Source organism: Muricaecibacterium torontonense, assembly GCF_004793925.1.
Classification (GTDB): Bacteria; Actinomycetota; Coriobacteriia; order Coriobacteriales; family Atopobiaceae; genus Leptogranulimonas; species Leptogranulimonas caecicola.
Genome location: NZ_SRYE01000003.1, coordinates 1 through 16,752, shown reverse-complemented (window position 1 = coordinate 16,752; position 16,752 = coordinate 1). Strand labels below are relative to the sequence as shown.

Genomic DNA, 16,752 nt, shown 5'->3' with positions numbered 1-16,752 from the left:
CGCCGTCTTATGGACATCACCCTTTTCCCCAGACTTCTCAAAGGCACCGTCCAGGCGCCTTCCAGCAAATCGGTGGCACACCGGGCGTTGATCCTGGCTGCCCTGGCAGATGAGCCCACCACCGTTGGGTGCACTTCCACCTCCCAAGACATCGATGCCACCGCCGGGTGTCTAAACGCCCTAGGGGCAACCATTTCCTATGAGGAGGGGCAGGGTTTCTCGGTAGCGCCTTTGCCTCGAGCAGAGGACGGATCCCCTCTGCCTGTCCGCGATGCCACCCTCTGGTGCGGCGAGAGCGGAAGCACCCTGCGCTTCATGATGCCGCTGGTAGCAGCCCTGGGAGGCGGGGCGCTTTTGCAAGGGGCCCCTCGTCTTTTGGAGCGTCCGCTGTCCCCGCTGGACGCCCAGCTCACCGCCCACGGGGCCACCTGTGAGCTTACCTCGGAAGGTGTGGCCGTCTCCGGGCAGATGAGCGGCGGCACGTTCAGGCTGCCGGGCGACGTGAGCTCGCAGTTTGTCTCAGGACTGTTGCTGGCCGCCAGCGCCTTGAAAGAGCCTGTGGCCATCCAGGTGGAAGAGCCGGTGGCCTCGGTGCCCTACATCGATTTGACCTGTGATGGATTGGCTGCCTTTGGCAGCGACGTCGCCCTCACCACCTCGCTGGAGCAGGAGGGCGCACTCTATACCCTCTACCAGGCAGATCCTTTCGTGCCGCATCTAGCAGAACCCCACTATCAGGTGGAGGGCGACTGGTCCGGCGCCGCCTTTTGGCTGGCGGCAGGAGCTCTGGGCTCTCAAGTGGCGGTCCAGGGGCTCTCCCCTACCTCCGACCAGGGAGATCGCGCAGTCCTAGGAGCGTTGGCACTTCTCGGCAGCCGCATCACCCGCAACAGCGCCTCTGTCAAAGCCGAGGCAGACGCGCCTCAAGGCCACGACCTCTCCATGGAGCAGATCCCCGATCTGGTGCCCCCTGTCGCTGCGGTGGCCGCCCTTTGTCCAGGCGCCACTCGGCTCTGCGGGCTGTCCCGGCTGCGCATCAAGGAGTCCGACCGCATCGAGACCGTGCGCGCAGGCTTGAGCGCGCTGGGCGCCTCGGTGAGCGTGGAGGGAGACGACCTGGTGATCTGCGGTGTGGAGGCGCTTTCTGGCGGCGTGGTGGATGCAGCCAACGACCACCGCATCGCCATGATGGCCGCTATTGCCGCCACCCGAGCCACAGCGCCCGTCACCATCCGCGGCGCCCAATGCGTGGCCAAAAGCTATCCCGCCTTCTTCGAGTCTTATAGGGCTCTGGGGGGCTCATTGGAGGTGCGCCCATGAGCTCCACCATTGGCGCCAGCCTGCGCTGCTGCGTGTTTGGACAGTCGCACTCAGAAGCCATAGGGTGCGTGATAGAAGGCTTCCCCGCCGGCTTCAAACCCGACTTCGACAAGCTTCGCGCCTTTATGGCTCGTCGCGCCCCCGGGCATGCCGCCTGGTCCACGCCCCGCAAAGAAGCCGACGAGTTTCGCGTGCTCGCAGGTCTGAATCCTGACGGCGTCACCTGCGGGGCGCCCATCGCCTGCGTCATCGAGAACACCAACACGCGCAGCCAGGATTACGACCAGCTGCGCCGGATCCCACGGCCCGGACACGCCGACTTCACCGCCCAGCTGCGCTACGGCGGGCACCAAGACGTGGCAGGGGGCGGCCATTTCTCTGGCCGACTCACCGCGCCCCTCTGCTTTGCCGGAGGCCTCTGCGCCCAGCTTTTGGCTGCCCGCGGCGTGACCATTGGGGCCCACCTGGCAGAAGTGGCCTCCATTGCCGATAAGCCCTTACCCTCCTGGGATGGCACCCGCGCCTCTCAAGAGCGGCTCGCGGAAGTGTTGGCCTCTGTGTCCCGCAAGCCTTTCCCCACCATCGACGATGAGGCAGGGCGCGCCATGCAGCGGGCCATCGAAGATGCCCGGATGAGCCTAGACTCGGTGGGCGGCATCATTGGCTGCGCAGTCACAGGCTTTGAAGCCGGCGTAGGCTCTCCCATGTTCGACGGGATAGAGAACCTCTTAGCCCGGGCCCTCTTTGGCATCCCTGCGGTGAAGGGGCTCTCCTTTGGCGACGGATTCGAGGCCGCCAGAAGCCGCGGCAGCCTCAACAATGACTCCTATGGCCTGATAGATGGCGCATGTACTCCCCTTTCCAACCATGCGGGAGGCATCTTGGGAGGTATCAGCACTGGAGCGCCCCTCACCTTCTCGGTGGCCATCAAGCCCACCGCTTCCATAGGGCGAGAGCAGGCTTCGGTGGATCTAGAAGCCGGATGCCCTCAATCCCTTATTATTAAGGGCCGTCATGACCCTTGCATCGCCCCGCGCGCCGTGCCGGTAGTAGAGGCAGTTACCGCCCTGGTATGCCTTGACGCGCTCATCACTTGGCCGCCCACCCACCTTTAGGAGGACCTATGGCAGATTTGACCAACATCCGAGACCGCATCGACTCGGTAGACGCGGAGATCCTCAAGCTCTTTATCGATCGCATGGCCCTCACCGACGAGGTAGCTGCCTACAAGCAGGCCAACGACCTGCCCGTGCTCGACCGCAGCCGCGAGCGAGCCAAGCTGGCTTCTGTGCTTGATGAGACCCCCGATGAGCTCAAAGACTATGCCACGGTCCTCTTCAACCTGCTCTTCGAGGTATCCCGTGCCAATCAGTCTGCCTCTATCACCGGCCAGGCCAACCTGGTGGCCTCCATTAAAGAGGCTCTCGAAACCACCCCTGACCTCTTCCCCCGCCAGGCCTACGTCGCCTGCCAGGGTGTGGAGGGCGCCTTCTCCCAGATCGCTGCCGACAAGCTCTTCAAGCACGCCAACCTCTCCTTCTTCTCCACCTTCGAAGGGGTCTTCCGCGCAGTGGAGCAAGGCTTCTGCAGCTACGGTGTGCTGCCCTTCGAAAACTCCTCGGCAGGCACCGTCAACCAAGTCTACGACCTCATGAGCCAGTACGACTTCCATATCGTGCGCACCGTGCGTTTGAAGATCGATCACAACCTGCTGGTCAAAGAGGGCGTCGAGCTGGACCGCATCACCGACGTCTACTCCCACCAGCAGGCCATCGACCAATGCGCCGACTTCTTGGCAAGCCTGGAGGGCGTCACCGTGCATATGGTAGAAAACACTGCGGTGGCCGCGAAGCTGGTGGCCGAGTCCGAGGATCCCGGCGCCGCCGCCCTGGGCAGCCGCAGCGCCGCAGAGACCTACGGTCTCGACATATGCCGCCACGCCGTCCAAGACACTGCCAACAACTACACCCGCTTTGCTTGTATCTCCAAGAACCTGGAGATCTACCCCGGAGCCGACCGCTCCTCCCTCTCTGTAGTGGTTGCCGACAAGCCCGGCGCCCTCTACAAGGTCTTGGCTCGGTTCTATTCGCTGGATATCAACCTGGTGAAGCTGGAGAGCCGCCCCATCGCCGACCGCAACTTCGAATATCTCTTCTACTTTGATGTGGACTGCCCGGTGGCCGCCCCTGAGTTCTTACGCCTCATCGGCTCTTTGGACGACGTCTGCGAGGAGTTTCGCTACCTGGGCTCCTACAACGAGGTGGTCTAGATGGACAAGTGGGAAGACATCGCCCCGGCAGCCGACGCGGTGGCCCGCGAACTGGCGGCAAAGCACGACAGCCGCAGGCAGGTCGCTCAAGGCGTCTCAGAAAGCCCTTTGGACAACCCTTCTTCTGAAACCCAGGCCCCCTTTGGCCTGGTAGGCGCCTCGTTGGCCCACTCCTGGTCCCCGCGCATCCACAATACCTTAGGGTCTTCTCCCTACGGTCTCTTTAGCTTTTCTCACCCCGAGGACGCAGCGGACTTTTTTATAAATGGCGACTGGCAGGGCTTGAACGTCACCATCCCCTACAAACGCTTGGCAGCCTCCTGCGCCCAAAAGCGCACCCCCTTGGTGGAGGAGCTGGGAGCCGCCAATACCCTGGTGCGTTTAGGCGACGGCACCCTTTTAGCCGATAATACCGACCTCTGGGGCTTCGATTATCTGCTACACCGGTTTTGCGAGACTGAGTTGGTAGGCGGCATAGAGGCTTTGGCAGGCCGCAAGGCATTGGTCTTGGGAAGCGGCGGCGCGAGCCAAGCGATCCAGGCTGCCCTGCGCCTGGCAGGCCTTTCGCCGGTAGTCATCAGCCGCAGCGGGGGACCTCAGAACTCCTACGAAGGCCTTGCGACCTATCACCAGGATGCCTGCTTGCTCGTAAACACCACCCCGGTAGGGATGTATCCAGAATGCCAGGCCGCTCCAGTGACCAAAGAGACCCTCTCGCGCATGCCCGGGCTTCTCGGCATCCTCGACCTTATCTACAACCCCGCTAAAACCCAACTGATGCTAGAGGCTGAAGCCTTGGGCTTGCCTGCCATGGGCGGTCTGCTGATGCTGGTGGCCCAGGCGTTCAGGTCCAGCGAGATTTGGCAAGACACCTCGCTTGACCTCACGCTCATCGACCGCATTGCAGCTCAAATCACCACAGAGACACGCTCTGTCTATTTCATTGGCATGCCTGGTTGCGGCAAGACCGGCTGCGCCCGTCGTCTGGCCCGCATGGCCAACCGTCCCTTCGTTGACCTTGATGATGCCTTTGAGATCGATTGGGAGATGACCCCTAGCCAATGCATCGCCCAGGAGGGCGAAGAAGCCTTTCGCACCAAGGAGACCCACACACTGGCTGCCACTGCCAAAGAGCCGGGCCTCATAGTGGCCTGCGGAGGCGGCGTAGTGTGCCGTGAGGCCAATCTTGATCTCATGCGCCACAACGGCATCGTGATCATGTTGGATAGGCCTCTGGACCAACTCTCTTTAAACGACCGCCCGCTCACAGCCTCCAAGGGGGTGGAGGCCATCGCCGCCGAGCGCATGGAGCTCTACCGCCAGTGGGCAGACATCCAAGTGCCCTGTACGGGTACCGCCGAAGGAGACGCCATTTTGGTCAAGGACATGCTGGGCTTGTAAGGTCTGTACCTACTCTTACAATACCCGTCCGAGCAGGCCCAAGCCTTTTTGCACCCTTCTCTACCAATCACTTGTTTAGTGAGTTTCCCAGGGGTAGTTCATCGATATTTATCGATTTATGGGCTGCTGCTTTTCTTGAAGCGGGCTTAAGGGCATACCAAAAGTCAACTGACTACCACTCATCCTATTTGTCAGCGCACTCATGGAGTACAAGACTCAAAAGGGTGCTATTCAGTGGCATTGTTTGCTGTTAGAGATTTCATGCCTAATGGGAACATTATGCAGAGCGCCGTGCTTTTATAAGCAACACGCTTCCATTAGGTAGGATAGTGAACTCGTACTAACGCAGACCAATAAGGAAGGGTCTCATGGATACGGCAGCCACAGCCCAGGAGGTGCTTGAGGCATGCGGAGGCAAGGACAACATCCTGTCCACCTCGGTGTGCATGACTCGTTTGCGCCTGGAGCTTGCCAATCCAGATGAGGTGGATGAGGATCGCCTCAAGACTCTCCATGGCGTACTAGGCCTTAGAGGCCGTAACGACCATGGCCTTGAAGTGGTTTTTGGCCCTGCCATCATCGACTCCATTGCCACAGAGTTCAGTGCTCTTATCGAGCGTCCCTTGGTGCGCAAGGCAGCCAAGGCCATCACGCGTATGACTCCTGCCCTTCCCAGCCAGCCTAAAGACGCGCGCAATCTACGCGGCGACAACCCCAGCCGCAAGGCCAGCTATGCAGCTCAGCGCAAAGCCAACCGCTCTCAGGCGCAAGCCAAACAGGGCACCTGGGATCAGGAAGCGTCAGAGGATGCAGACCTCGATGAGCTGCGTCGTCTTCTAGAAGGGCCTGGCGCTCTACTGAACACTCTCGAGAACGATCCGGAAGCCCCTGCGGCTTGCGCTCGGCGCCTACTCGTAATCAACGGTCCTAACCTCAACATGCTAGGCGTGCGCGAGCCCGACATCTATGGCCATGAGACCTATAGCGATCTGGTAGACCTCTGCCATTTGGAAGGCGCCAGAGCCGGTTTCTCTGAGGTGCGATGCTTTCAGAGCAACCACGAGGGTGCCATTGTAGACGTCATCCAAGATGCGCTGGATGTCTACGATGCCATCGTGATCAACCCGGCAGCCTACACCCACACTTCCGTGGCCATTTTGGACGCCCTCAAAGCAGTGGCCATCCCTGCCGTCGAGGTACACATCTCTGACGTCTCCGAGCGCGAAGACTTTCGCCAGGTAAGCTATGTGCGCTCTGCCTGCGTTGCCACAGTGATGGGCGAGGGCTTTGCGGGATACGGCCACGCCATGCGAATCCTTGCGCGCTGCCTAGACGAAAATGCCTAGGTGCCCTCTCTTCCCCTCCTGCAAAAAATGCCCCAGCTCCTAGGGAGCCGGGGCATCCGAGTCATCCGGATACTTGTCTAGGTTGCCTTGCGCCTAGGCTTTCGTCTCCTCAGCGCACTGCCGCATAGGGAACCTCGAGGCCAAAGGCCTCATAGCCGTTACGACACACATCTCCTTCTAGCACGCTTTTGATAGCAAAGATACCCTCCGAGATGGATATGCCGCATCCAGCGGGAATCCAGAACCGCTCGCCGAAGCGCTCCTCGTAGATATCGCACAGGTCATAGTAGCGTTGTAGTTCCGTGGATTTAGTGCCCATCAAGCTCGCCTGCCCTTCTGCCGCTTGCCCGCACTACGTTCCTTAAAGGAACCTAATAACAAGATAGAATATCCCGTCAAAATCTTCTCTAATCCACTAAAGAGATAAGGCAGACGGTAGCCATTGACCTGCCACCGTAGATGGTTCCTTATTTCTTCATATATCTGCAGAATCATGCATCGCATCTGCTATAAGTCATCTTTATATCTTATTGATAGCTATGAATCTTCTTTTCTATTTCAGTCTCATTAAAGCGTTTGGATTAGCAACCTCTGTCTGCACTTAACGTCCCATCCCTTGAATAAGTGCCAGTTCGTCACTGATTGTCCTTGTTGCTATACCATACTACAGTATCTATACTTATATGTATATTTAACTATAATGAGCCAAGCAGTCTCAAAATCTATTGCGATAATTTGTTCTGATAATGTAGCCCAAAGATCAGCTAGTTCACTGTAATTATTCAATATTGCGATTTGCACACAGATATTTTTTAATTGCGTGCCATTGCCTTAATATCCATCATAGTAAATACTAATTGTCTTCTTACTCATCACTATCTTAAATGTGAGCCCGTGCCTATGCCTTCTGCTAAAAGCTACGAATTTGATCTTAACGGCCTGCCAGTGTACATCACCCGCCGACATACCTCCCACATCACCCTGCGTGTACTTCCCGACCGCACGCTATCTCTGTCTGCTCCCCTCTCTGCCACCAAGCGTTCGCTGGCAGAGTTTCTCTACTCCCATGAGCGCCACGCAAACGACCTGCTGCAAGATTACGAAGATCACCACGACCCCGCGCTTCCCCGCCTTCAGCACGCCTTTTCGCACCTCGAGCCCCAAGAAGAGGTCGTGTGGTGGGGTCAGCCCTTATCGGTAGTTTGGAGCCCAACCCCTGTGCCTATCCTCCGCAGCAGCGCTTCTCCTACCGAGAAACCCCTCTCTCCAGACCATGAAAACCCCTCGAGAGCAGGGATTTCCGTGGACGAACTGCGAGGCCAGGTGACCTTTTGGGGCCCAGCTGCTCAAGAAGGCTCGGAGGCCCGCGTCCTGAGACAAAAGCTATTGCGAGTAGAGCTTTCAGCGGCGCTCAGCTCTGCTGCATCGAGGCGCATCCCCCAGGTTGAAAGCGCTCTGGGGGTGACCGTCGAATCCCTAAGCTTCAGGGCCATGACCAGCCGTTGGGGATCATGCCGCTACGAGAAAGGTCGCATCTCGCTCAACCTGGATTTGGCTACCCATGAGCTCTCGGCGCTAGAGATGGTGCTTTGGCATGAGGCCTGCCATCTGCGAGTGCCCAATCATGGATGGGAATTCAAAAATCTTTTGAGCTCGGTGTATCCGCAGTGGAAGACGGTCTCTGACCAGCTGGACTACGAGGGCATGCGCCTCCCCAAGTCCATTGCGAGATAGCGCAAGAAGCAGCTAAACCCTAAGAGCGCTGGGAGAGCGGCCGAGTATCTTGGCGCCCCATGGAGTGCTGGGCAAAGAGAGGATCGTCTTCCCAAGGGCAGCCTCGGCCGGCCTTGAGTGACGCAGGCACGTCTAGAAGACGCTGGTTTTGAGAACCCCTGAAGCGCAGGGTGATGTCTTTGAGCTCTTGAATAAAGGGGCCATCCACTAGCACGTCTATGGAGGAAAGCAGGTCAGAGGTGGCCTCGGTATGGCGAGGGCTTTGAGGGTCTATCAAGTCTTCGAAGATGTCGCCGGTATAGACCCAAATGGTCTTCTTGGGATAAACGCGCTTCACGCGCTTCAAGAAGGGTGCCAGCGCCCGCTGGTTGGCAGGCTCCATGGGCTCCCCACCCAGCACGCTTAGGCCGGCAATGTAGTCGGGGGCCAACGAGTCAATGATGGCTTGCTGCTCCTCTTCATCAAAGGTGTTGCCATAGTGGAAGTTCCAGGCCACTTCATTAAAGCATCCGGGGCAGGCATGGGTGCAGCCTGATACAAAGAGGCTGGTACGCACACCGATGCCGTTGGCGATATCGCAGTATTTTATGGTTGCGTAGTTCATAGAATGCTCCAGGGTTCAAAAAGGCACCCCGCCCTCGCGTTGGGAGTGGGGTGCCTTATAAGAGGCTCAAGGGATGCAGGGGGCTCCTAGAGATGCAGCACGCGGTCGCGAATCTCCTCGGTACGGCCCTGATTCCAGAACTGAGTGCCAATGTAGCCGCAGGTGCGACGGGCAACATTGAGGGTGTTCTGGTCGCGGTTGCCGCAGTGGGGGCATTCCCATACCAGCTTGCCGTCGTCTTCAACGATCTGGATCTCGCCGTCGTAGCCGCACTTCTGGCAGTAGTCGCTCTTGGTGTTGAGCTCGGCATACATGATGTTGTCGTAGATGAAGCGCAGCACGCTCATCACGGCCTCCAGGTTGTCCTGCATATCGGGCACCTCCACATAGGAGATGGCGCCGCCGGGAGACAAACGCTGGAACTCACTCTCGAACTTAAGCTTGGTAAAGGCGTCGATCTCCTCCGACACGTGGACGTGATAGCTGTTGGTGATGTAACCCTTATCGGTAATGCCGGGAATGATGCCAAAGCGGCGCTGGAGGCAGCGTGCGAACTTGTAGGTGGTGGACTCCAACGGCGTGCCATAGAGAGAGAAGTCGATGTTGCTCTCCTCTTTCCACTGAGCGCACTTGTCGTTCATGTGCTGCATGACAGCCAGGGCAAAGGGGGTCGCAGCCTCGTCGGTGTGGGAATGGCCGGTCATGTAGCGCACGCACTCGTAGAGGCCGGCATAACCCAGCGAGATGGTGGAGTAGCCGCCATAAAGCAGGGGGTCGATGGTGGCACCCTTGGGAAGGCGCGCCAAGGCACCGTACTGCCAGAGGATAGGCGCCGCGTCGGAGACAGTGCCCTTGAGGCGGTTGTGGCGGCAGAGCAGCGCGCGATGGCAAAGCTCCAGGCGCTCGTCGAAGATCTCCCAGAAGCGATCCATATCTCCACCGCTGGAGAGGGCTACGTCAGGCAGGTTGATGGTGACCACGCCCTGGTTGAAGCGGCCGTAGTACTTGGGCTTGCCCGGCTCGTAGTTGCCTGCATTGGCCACGTTGTCATAGCCATTGCCAGAGCGGTCAGGGGTGAGGAAGCTGCGGCAGCCCATGCAGGTGTACACATCGCCCTCACCCGGCTGCTCGCCGCGGGAGAGCTTGAGCTGGCGCATGATCTTCTCGGAGATGTAGTCGGGCACCATGCGCTTGGCGGTGCACTTGGCAGCCAGCTGGGTGAGGTAGTAATACTTTTGGCCAGGCTCGATGTTGTCATCCTCGAGCACGTAGATGAGCTTGGGGAAGGCCGGGGTCACCCAGACGCCGGCCTCGTTCTTGACGCCCTCGAAGCGCTGGCGCAACGTCTCCTCGATCACCAGCGCCAGATCGTGTTTCTCTTGCGCGTTGCGGGCCTCATTGAGGTACATGAAGACCGTCACGAAGGGGGCCTGGCCGTTGGTGGTCATAAGGGTGACCACCTGATATTGGATGGTTTGCACGCCGCGGCGGATCTCGTCGAGCAGGCGCTCCTCCACAATGCGGTCCACCTGCTCTTGGGTAGGCCCAAAGCCCAGCTCGTCCAGCTCTTGGGCGACCTCGCGACGAATGCGCTTGCGGCTTACGTCTACAAAGGGAGCCAGATGGGTGAGGGAGATGGACTGGCCGCCATACTGACTGGAAGCCACCTGGGCGATGATCTGCGTGGCAATGTTGCAGGCGGTGGAGAAGGAGTGGGGCTTCTCGATGAGGGTGCCAGAGATGACGGTGCCGTTTTGCAGCATGTCTTCCAGGTTCACCAGGTCGCAGTTGTGCATATGCTGCGCATAGTAGTCTGCGTCATGGAAGTGGATGATGCCCTCTTTGTGGGCGTCAACAATCTCCTGAGGCAACAGTAGGCGGTTGGTGAGGTCTTTGGACACCTCGCCCGCCATGTAGTCGCGCTGGACGGAGTTGACCGTGGGGTTCTTATTGGAGTTCTCTTGCTTGACGTCCTCGTTGTTGCACTCGATGAGCGACAGAATGCGGTCATCGGTGGTGTTGGAGGTGCGCTTGAGACTCTGGATATAGCGATAGGTGATGTAGTTGCGAGCCACGGAGAAGGCGCCCTTGGCCATAATCTGATCCTCGACCATGTCCTGGACTTCTTCTACGGTGACGGTGTGGCCGCAGACCTCGCACTCAGCCTCCACCGCGGTGGCTGCGTCATCGATCTGCGCGGCGGTCAAACGAAGATCCTGAGGCACGGTGATGTTGGCTTTGGTTATAGCATTGATGATCTTGGTAACATCAAAGGTGACCTCTGAGCCATTACGCTTGGTGATCTTCATGGGCGATCTCTTCTCATTGGTTGCAGGAATAGTGTCGAAATCTTAGGCCATAGGCCCAGTACTAAATATTGTGGTAGCCGCCGGATGCACTCCAGAAGACGGGAGGTGCAAATGTCGCAGCGCACATCCCACTATAGGAAGGAAAAAAGTCGAGATTAAGCCTTGACTTTTGTTTGCAGCCGTTTTTCTTTCCTGAGCCTGTATACCATTTATAGACTGTCATTAGGCTTGCTACCACTATATGTTGTATCCACTGGCAACATTTCTATTCCTCAAGAATGTAAGGCCCCTCGAGATCTTTGAAGGTCGCTTCTAGGGAAAGTCCTGCATAGCCCCACCAAACGGCCACCTATAGCCAGGTGGATCCGGCTTGAGACAACCACAAGATATAGGGGTGACAAAGGACGCATATTATTAAGAGACCATGCATATGATTCGATGTTTATAGATATATAGACATTCCTCATAGAGCTGTGGCGTCCATGAAAAAAGAGGACATCACCGGACGACCGGCATGTCCTCTTACGCAGGTGTGTAGAAAGGGTTAATGGAATGCGTTAGTAAACCATTCCCATAGCCTCGCGCACCTGGGCCAGCGTCTCATTGGCGATGGCATTGGCGCGGCGGTTGCCCTCGCTTAAGACCTCTTTCACAAGATCGGGGTTCTGGGCAAGCTCGGCACGACGCTCGCGGACCGGCTCCAGATAACCGTTGACAGCCTCGGTCACGTAGCGCTTGAGGGCGCCTGAGCCGTCATTGCCAATGGACTCGGCGATCTCTTGGGGGTCGCGGCCGGTGACAGTGGCCGCAGTGGTGATAAGGGCAGAGACGCCTGGGCGGTTCTCGGGATCGAAGGTGATAAGACGCTCTGAATCGGTCTTGGATTTCTTGATGAGGCGGGCGGTCTCCTCGGCAGTCATAGAGATGGCAATGGCATTGCCATAGCTCTTGGACATCTTGCGGCCGTCGAGACCTGGCAAAAGGGGCGTCTCCGAGAGCAGACCCACGGGCATGGGAAACACCTGGCCATAGCGCTCGTTGAAGCGGCGGGCAATGTTTCTGGTTTGCTCGATGTGCGGCAGCTGGTCGCGGCCCACGGGTACCACGTTGGCTTTGCAGAAGAGGATGTCGCAGGCTTGGTGTACCGGATAGGTGAGCAATAGGCCGGTCAGCGCATGGCCAGAGGCCTCCTGCTCGGCCTTGACGGTGGGATTGCGCAAAAGCTCGGACTCGGTGACCAGCGACAAGAATGGCAGCATCAGCTGGTTTAAGGCGGGCACCGCCGAGTGGGTGAAGATCATGGTCTTCTCTGGGTTGACTCCCAGCGCCAGGTAGTCCAGCACCATGTCATAGGTGTACTGACGGATGTGCTCGGTATTGTCGCGATCGGTGATCACCTGATAGTCGGCGATCAGGATGTTGGTGTGCACACCCATGTCCTGCATGCGGATGCGCTCGCGAATAGTGCCAAAGAAGTGGCCCAGGTGCAGGTGACCAGTGGGACGGTCGCCGGATAGCATCGTGAAGCTTTGAGGGTCTGCCTTGAGTTTCTCCCAGGTAGACTCAGAGCGCCTATGAGCCTCTGCGTAGCTGTCCTCGTTTGCCATGGGTCATCCACTCCTTAACGCGTGTGGGTCTCTAACCCGTCAATAATACCCCGTATCTTGCAGGCAGAAACCCCGCAAAGCGCTTGCCGAGAAGCCTGGGGCACCCAGGCTCACGGCCCATCCCTGGTGCCCTAAGAAAAAAGGAGCCGCAACCCTCACGAGTTGCAGCTCCTTTATCGATTCGTACCTAGGCTACCCAGCGGTAGTAATAGCCTCAGTCTGCGAGCGCTCCCTTAGGCAGCAGCTGGCACGATGAACATGCATGCCAGGGTCACGATGACCACAAGCACGATGAAGAGCACCACCAAGAGCTTGGTGGCGAACTTGAGCCAGGTAGAGTACTCCACGCGTGCCAGTGCCAGGCCGCCCATAATGGCGCCGGAGGTGGGGGTGAACAGGTTCACAAATCCGTTGGCGGAGGAATAAATCTGCACCATGACCTCGGGGGAGAAGCCCAGATCCACAGCCAGGGGCCCCATGATGGGCATAGAGACGGTGGCCATGCCGGAGCTGGAGGGGATCAGGAAGGACAGCAGCACGTAGAGGATGAAGGACAGCGGCGCGAAGACGATGGCGCTCATGCCCTTGAGGCCTTCAGCGGCAGTGGCCAGGATCCAGTCGGACAGACCGGTGACGCCCATGAGGACGGAGACGCCACGGGCCAGAGCAATGACGAGCACAACGCCCATCATGTCGCCGGCGCCGGCGATGAAGCCGTCCACCAGCTCGCGCTCGGAAAGGCCGGCCACGATGCCGATGATGATAGCCATCAGCAAGAACCAGGCAGTAGCCTCGGCGAAATACCACTGGCCCAGAGGGGTGCCGGTGAGGAATGCGGACCAGCCGTTGGAGGTGGTGGTCTCGGTGGTGATCACCGCGTCAGGCTCGGTGTTGAAGGCCAGCACGCCGTCGGCGCCAGCGTCGGACCAGCCAGCCACGATGTCGTCGCCGGTGATGGGGGCCATGGCCTCCTCGGAAGCATAGCCTACGTTGAAGGCGTCAACACCCAGGTCCTCCCAAGGGATGAAGCCGATGATCATGACCAAGAAGGTGAGGGCGAAGAGCACCAGAACGGCCTTCTGGCGGCCGGTGACCTCAGTGGTGTTGGAAACGGCAGCAGCGGCCTCGCCGTACTCCTTCTCTGCAGCCTCGATCTCGTGGCCGGTGAGGATGGACTTGCCGGTGTCGGCCTTGACCTTCTTCGCGTACTTGTAGACATACATGATGGAGATGACGTTGGACACCACCATGAGGATGAGGCCCAGCACGATGATGATGGTCTGGTTCACTGGAATACCGATGGAGGTAAGCGTGGCAGACGCAACACCGGTGGCGAAGGGGTTGACGGTGGAGCCAAGCACACCGCAGCCGGCGCCCAGAAGCACCATGGCAGCGCCAACGAGCACGTCGGTACCAGCAGCCATCATGGTGGCAGCCAAAAGCGCGTAGAAGCCCACGGACTCCTCGCAGAAGCCGTAGGTGGTACCCATAATGGAGAAGATGATCATGAGGATGGGGATGAGACGAAGCTCATTGCCGCCCATGGCACGCACCAGAGCAGAGATGCCCGCATTCAGCGCGCCGGACTTCTCGACCATGGCCAAAAAGCCGCCGAGCACCATGACGAAGAGGCATACGTCAACGGCGTCAACGAAGCCCTCGGCAGGAGCCATGACCACATCGCCCAGAGATGCGGCGGTGATGTCAGGGATGCCGGCAGCCATGGCAACGGAGATGAGAGCCACGATAATCAGCATAATGATGAGAATCGTGTAAGAAGTAAGCATCTCCCGCTTCTTCTTAGGCTTTGTCACATCTGACATGCCTGGTTCTCCTTTCTTTTTCATAGGCCGCTTGTGTCCTATGAATACGGAAGTTACAAACCGCTGTTTTCAAGCTGTTTGAGATTAGCAAAAAGATAGCTTTATGTAATGCAAAAAAGGCCAGTTATTACACGCTTTTACGCTGAACGGTTTATGTTTACCAACTATTCGGGGAGTTTTTATACATAAATATAGTTGGTTATGCAACTTGAGACATAGTAGGACGCTCATAGTTCTGACGGATGCATATACGCACCTTTTAGGCCAGCGGAAACCTCATAGTAATCAAAGACTAACCGCCGAAATCTTCTTGCAATTATCTGTCATCAGGAGTACTAAGAGGCGTTCTGTCAGGGAGGGATGTTTTTCTCGGCAACAAAAGGGCCATAACCCTCTGCTTTTGCTCTCCCTTTCTGCCGACAAACGCCACCAGGGCACCCAGAATCTCTTCTGAGTGCCCTGGTGTTGGGTGCATGGAACGAGCTTAAGTTGGACTAGCGTGAGCAATGCTCTTTAAAGCGCTGCGAGGGCCTGTCCCAAAAGATCCAAGCCCTTGTGGAGCTCCTCCTCGGGACAGCAGTACCCCAGACGGGCGCCCCCTGGCAAATCGAAACAGCTGCCAGGAATCAGCAGCAAGCCATAAGTGTCCAGCAGGTCCAGACAGAATCGCTTATCGTCCAACCCCTCTGGCAAGTCCAGCGACAGATAGGACACCGGCACTCCGCTGGGCGCGCACCAATGGGCCTTGGGAGTCTTGGCCAGCCACCCCTCTACCACCTTCGCGCGGTCGGAGATGATAGCACGGTTGCGAGCCAGCACTTCCTGAGCATGGTCGAGTACCAAGGTGCCTAGCAGGTCGTTTTCCACGCCAGCGCAGATAAGGGTGTAGTCGCGCAGGGTGCGGATGCGGTCCGCCACGGGCTGCGGAGCGATGACCCATCCCATGCGCAATCCCGGTGCCGAGAAGGACTTGGAGAGCGAGTTGGTAACCACTGCCTTCTCGTAAACGTCCAACATGGAGACGTAGCCCTGGTCTTGAGCCACCGGCAGGTAAACCTCGTCAGAGAGCACGTAGGCATCAACACTGCGAGCTATCTCTGCAATGGCCTCCAAATCCGCTTTGTCAAAGATGGCGCCCGTGGGATTGGCGGCATTGTTGATGCAGATGAGCTTGGTTGTAGGTTTCACCAGCCACTCAAGCTGCTCGATGGGCGCCGTCCAGCGGGCGCCGTCGCAAGTGAGCTCCCAATAGTCCACCTGCGCCCCTAACATGCGGGGTATCTCCCAGAGCGGCTGGTAGGTGGGCCACTCGCAAACCACATGGTCGCCAGCGTCGATCAGCGCCACCAATGCGTCACGGTTCGCACCGGTTGCACCGTTTTCCTGAAGGATGAGGGAGGGATCGATCTCTTTCTCATAAAGACGCGCTACGCCGGTCTTGAACTCTGCCGAGCCTTCGATCCACCCATAGTCTTGGCGCGCACCATCGATGGCGGCGCTGATGGCTTTGCCACCCTCGCCGTCCAATGCGACGAGCTCCTCATAGCCCATGGCGGAGACAGAGGACTGCGCGATGTCAGTAGTGGCGCGCTTCTCGTATAAGTTGAGCCATACTTCGTTAGCGATAGGCACTATATTCATTGCTACCTCGCACTTCTTAGGCAGTGACACCCTGAGGTCATCGAACCTTTCACAGCAGCGTCTTTAGGAATGCCAAGAGGGACTCCTCTTGCCTAAGAGTTGTCCCTCTTGATGTGTGCTCATTTAGAACGTGATGATGCCGGTGGCTACCATCACGAGAGCGGCAATACCTGCAGCAACAATGACGCCCATGATGCCCATCTCGGCGCCGGTGAAGGGCTTCTCGCCCGCTTCTTTGCGTCCTGCAATGTAGACAAAGACGCCAGGGATATAGCCCACGCAGGTGAGCAACAAGAAGCTCATTCCGTTCAAGATGACGCCTAGTATCAAGAACACCGTGGCGATCAGGCCGCAAATGCCTTGCCCTGTCTTGCCAGCGCCAAAGGATACCTTCATGTTGTAGGCAGAGGCCAAAGCCCAGGTAATGACGATGGCGACCGTGCACATGGAATAGGCGAAGTTATAGGCGTCCTCGGTGAAGATGAGCGTGAGCATGAAGATCTGAGTGCAAAGGCCCACGATGATGAGCGAGAACTGAGGAGCGCCCTTGGAATTGAGCTCGCCCCACTTGGCGGGAATGAGCTTGTGGTCCGCCATGAGCTGTGTGGTCTCAGCCGGCAAAATGGTAAAGGACAACCAAGAACCTGCCACAGACACGATCATGGCGATGGTGATGAAGGCGCCGCCCCAGCCGGGAG

General features: G+C 58.1%; 13 protein-coding genes. 6 read left to right on the top strand and 7 right to left on the bottom strand.

Going from position 1 to position 16,752, the window contains the following annotated elements; translation table 11 throughout:
- The first annotated feature begins 9 nt into the window (after window positions 1-9).
- From aroA to E5334_RS05060, 5 genes are all read left to right on the top strand, one after another.
- Window positions 10-1,320 (top strand): 3-phosphoshikimate 1-carboxyvinyltransferase, encoded by a 1,311-nt coding sequence (gene aroA / locus E5334_RS05080; RefSeq protein ID WP_136012536.1) that lies wholly within the window; start codon window positions 10-12, stop codon window positions 1,318-1,320.
- Window positions 1,317-2,435, top strand: a complete 1,119-nt coding sequence (gene aroC / locus E5334_RS05075) for a chorismate synthase (RefSeq protein WP_136012535.1) — start codon at window positions 1,317-1,319, stop codon at window positions 2,433-2,435. Before aroA ends, aroC begins: the two co-directional genes overlap by 4 nt.
- A gap of 8 nt (window positions 2,436-2,443) precedes the next feature.
- Complete coding sequence (locus tag E5334_RS05070) at window positions 2,444-3,589, top strand: bifunctional chorismate mutase/prephenate dehydratase (RefSeq protein WP_136012534.1); 1,146 nt, start codon at window positions 2,444-2,446, stop codon at window positions 3,587-3,589.
- Window positions 3,590-4,990: a shikimate kinase gene (locus E5334_RS05065; protein ID WP_136012533.1), complete on the top strand. Its 1,401-nt coding sequence runs from the start codon at window positions 3,590-3,592 to the stop codon at window positions 4,988-4,990.
- A gap of 368 nt (window positions 4,991-5,358) precedes the next feature.
- The gene (locus E5334_RS05060) at window positions 5,359-6,336 is read left to right on the top strand and encodes a type II 3-dehydroquinate dehydratase (RefSeq protein ID WP_136012532.1); all 978 of its coding nucleotides are present in this window, start codon (window positions 5,359-5,361) and stop codon (window positions 6,334-6,336) included.
- Window positions 6,337-6,445: 109 nt separating this feature from the next.
- Here the strand turns inward: E5334_RS05060 and E5334_RS05055 are convergent, their stop codons facing one another.
- Window positions 6,446-6,655 carry a hypothetical protein gene (locus E5334_RS05055; RefSeq protein ID WP_136012531.1) on the bottom strand — a complete coding sequence of 70 codons (210 nt, stop codon included), beginning with the start codon at window positions 6,653-6,655 and terminating at the stop codon, window positions 6,446-6,448.
- A 581-nt stretch (window positions 6,656-7,236) separates the two neighbouring features.
- On the opposite strand from E5334_RS05055, the gene E5334_RS05050 reads away from it, so the two are divergent.
- Window positions 7,237-8,070: a M48 family metallopeptidase gene (locus E5334_RS05050; RefSeq protein ID WP_136012530.1), complete on the top strand. Its 834-nt coding sequence runs from the start codon at window positions 7,237-7,239 to the stop codon at window positions 8,068-8,070.
- Between the two features lie 19 nt (window positions 8,071-8,089).
- Here the strand turns inward: E5334_RS05050 and nrdG are convergent, their stop codons facing one another.
- The 6 genes from nrdG to E5334_RS05020 all read right to left on the bottom strand — a co-directional run.
- A complete protein-coding gene (nrdG, locus tag E5334_RS05045; protein ID WP_136012529.1) occupies window positions 8,090-8,674 on the bottom strand; it encodes an anaerobic ribonucleoside-triphosphate reductase activating protein in 585 nt (194 codons plus the stop codon).
- An 86-nt stretch (window positions 8,675-8,760) separates the two neighbouring features.
- Complete coding sequence (gene nrdD, locus E5334_RS05040) at window positions 8,761-10,983, bottom strand: anaerobic ribonucleoside-triphosphate reductase (RefSeq protein WP_136012528.1); 2,223 nt, start codon at window positions 10,981-10,983, stop codon at window positions 8,761-8,763.
- Window positions 10,984-11,540: 557 nt separating this feature from the next.
- Complete coding sequence (trpS, locus tag E5334_RS05035) at window positions 11,541-12,590, bottom strand: tryptophan--tRNA ligase (RefSeq protein WP_136012527.1); 1,050 nt, start codon at window positions 12,588-12,590, stop codon at window positions 11,541-11,543.
- A gap of 233 nt (window positions 12,591-12,823) precedes the next feature.
- Window positions 12,824-14,413 (bottom strand): YfcC family protein, encoded by a 1,590-nt coding sequence (locus E5334_RS05030; protein WP_136012526.1) that lies wholly within the window; start codon window positions 14,411-14,413, stop codon window positions 12,824-12,826.
- 513 nt (window positions 14,414-14,926) lie between these two features.
- A complete protein-coding gene (locus E5334_RS05025; protein WP_136012525.1) occupies window positions 14,927-16,054 on the bottom strand; it encodes an aminotransferase class I/II-fold pyridoxal phosphate-dependent enzyme in 1,128 nt (375 codons plus the stop codon).
- Between the two features lie 123 nt (window positions 16,055-16,177).
- A partial coding sequence (locus tag E5334_RS05020) for an amino acid permease (protein ID WP_136012524.1) occupies window positions 16,178-16,752 on the bottom strand: 575 nt, incomplete at its 5' end.